Source organism: Pseudomonas edaphica (assembly GCF_005863185.1).
Classification (GTDB): Bacteria; Pseudomonadota; Gammaproteobacteria; order Pseudomonadales; family Pseudomonadaceae; genus Aquipseudomonas; species Aquipseudomonas edaphica.
In genome coordinates this window covers 1-2,262 of record NZ_VBVZ01000817.1, presented here as the reverse complement: position 1 = coordinate 2,262, position 2,262 = coordinate 1, and the positions used below count along the sequence as shown (strand labels likewise).

The 2,262-nt window shown below is 50.3% G+C and carries 4 protein-coding genes; 2 read left to right on the top strand and 2 right to left on the bottom strand.

The window, feature by feature from the left end; genetic code table 11:
- Both FEM54_RS30850 and FEM54_RS30845 read right to left on the bottom strand, forming a co-directional pair.
- A partial coding sequence (locus FEM54_RS30850; protein ID WP_138454095.1) for a type 2 periplasmic-binding domain-containing protein occupies positions 1–301 on the bottom strand: 301 nt, incomplete at its 3' end.
- A 10-nt stretch (positions 302–311) separates the two neighbouring features.
- A complete protein-coding gene (locus FEM54_RS30845; RefSeq protein WP_138454094.1) occupies positions 312–938 on the bottom strand; it encodes a response regulator transcription factor in 627 nt (208 codons plus the stop codon).
- Between the two features lie 343 nt (positions 939–1,281).
- Here FEM54_RS30845 and FEM54_RS30840 point away from each other — a divergent pair, with 343 nt between their 5' ends.
- Positions 1,282–1,698 (top strand): hypothetical protein, encoded by a 417-nt coding sequence (locus tag FEM54_RS30840; RefSeq protein ID WP_138454093.1) that lies wholly within the window; start codon positions 1,282–1,284, stop codon positions 1,696–1,698.
- A gap of 28 nt (positions 1,699–1,726) precedes the next feature.
- Positions 1,727–2,262 (top strand): nitroreductase family protein (locus FEM54_RS30835; protein WP_240792831.1); only part of this gene is annotated, 536 nt, incomplete at its 3' end.

The window sequence follows — 2,262 nt, the reverse complement described above, 5'->3', positions numbered from 1 at the left end:
CCTCGATAGACACTCCCAACTCACGCTGCAGTGCCACGAGATAATCCGCTGTAAGTCCTTCAAAACTCGAGTGGTCGTTGATGATCCGGTAGGGCGGCAAGGATTCAATGCTCACGCCGACGATCAATGCATGCTTGCGCTTGAGCCAGGCCCGTTCTTGCTCGTTGAGCTGGATTTTCACGGCGTTAAGCGCTTGTCGCGCCTTAGGCTGAAGGTCACCGGTTTCGGCAAGAACCTGACTGCAAATCCCGAACATCAGCACAAAGAGGAGGGCACTAATTTGGGGAAATATCGTCTTCACGAACTCAGGCTCAGATGAGGTTATGTTGTTTGGCGATGTTAGCCAACTCCACTACCGAGGTGACGTTTAACTTCATGAGAATGTTGATTTTATGGCCGCTGATCGTTTTGGTACTGAGGTTGAGTTTCTGCGCAATATCGCGGTTGGAAAACCCTTCAGCCAGCAACCGCATCACATGCATTTCTCGATCTGTTAGATTTTCCAGGGCCCCAGCTTCCCCTGTTGCAGAGGTTCCCGAGAAAAACGGCATGACATCCCTTGGGAAGAGCACGTAGCCGTCGGCGACTGTTTCGATCGCCTTGAGCAATTGGGCTGTGGGTTCGCTTTTGCTGACAAACCCACTGGCGCCGGCTTGAAAGCAGCGACTGGCAAAGGTGTCTTTGGTCTGTGATGTGTAGACGAGCACGCGGGTTTCAAGTTTTTCCCGCACGATACGTTTCAAGACCGTCAGGCCGTCCACTTTTTCGAGGCCAATGTCGAGAATTACCACGTTTGGCTTCAACGACTCGATCAGTTGGACGGCGTCGGCTCCGTCGGAGGTCTCGCCTATTATCTCGAATCCGATGGACTCAAGGGCTACGCGAATACCGTGACGGACCATTGGGTGATCATCGACGATCAGTACTTTTTTTCTCATTTTTCAGTTGCTTAGCCTTATGGAATGCAGAAGGGGGATTCAGGAGTACACCGCGCTATTTCCATGCGACTCGGTACTGACCTGGTTGAGTATGGTTGAATTTTTTACGTCAACAGTCTGTTTATCTTAGTGAGCCATTATTGCAGACCCGGTATGCGCTCAGCTCCAGGTTTTGCGCTCAACAGAGGGGCGAAATTTCTTGCTGGAAATCGAGAAAGATCTTGCTTCTGTTGTGAGTAGTACGCTTTTTTGAAATCCAAGAAAAACCAAGGAAATGCCGAGATTTATCCCGTAGGCCCATCGACGACAACGGGATACTTTGGCGTTTTTCGAGGAGCGAGCAGTGCACACCGGATCGGGGAGAATTCTTATCGTCAGCAAGAATCCCAGCACGCTTTTTGCCTATGCCCGCACGCTCAATCATCTGGGGTATTTCTTGCTCTGCTTGTGCAACAACGTCAGTGAGGTGGTCGATGCTCTGGAAGCGGGCAAGCACTTTGAATACTTGGTGTATGACGCATTTGACCTGCCTAACGACGCAGAGAATTTGAAATTGTTTACCCGATACCGCGCGATCTTATCGGTTGTTGCGATTGCCGACGTAAATTCTCAACAGCGTCAAAACCTGATTCTCTGGGCGAAAGCTCATGACATTCCCCTTCGAGGGGTTCTGCAAACACCTCTGCGTCCGTTGGAGCTTTATGCGTTGATAGGATGTGGTCGCAATGGCTCCTTGCTCAATTTACCACTGGGTAACTGAAATTCTTATATTTGACCAAGAGGAAGTTATGACGCTTGCAATGGCTGGTTTGGATGATGCAACGCCGATGGATGACACTTTAGCGTTTCAAAAAACAGCACGGAGCCGACGGTCTTTCCGTGGTTTTTTAAACACCCCTGTACCTGATCACATCCTTCAAGAAGTTCTGAAAGACGCCCAGTGCGCGCCTTCCAACTGCAATACCCAGCCGTGGAACGTGCATATAGTCAGTGGCCAGAAATTAGTAGAGCTGTCGCAGGTTCTTCACGCGAAAAATGCAGCTGGCGAATTCACTCCTGACTTTTCATTCGATATGGACGCTTTCTACGGCATTTATGCGGATCGTAAGAACGCGCAGGGCAAAGCCTATTACGAGGCGATGAACATCACGCGCGAGGATGAGGCGGGGCGCCGTCAAGCAACAGCCTTGAATTTTTCCTTTTTCAACGCACCCCAGGCGGTCTTTTTATTTATGCCGGTTTTTGGTGACAGTGTCCGGACGGCCGGAGATATTGGTATGTATGGTCAAACCTTTCTCTTATCGCTTGCTGCTCGGGGCTTAGG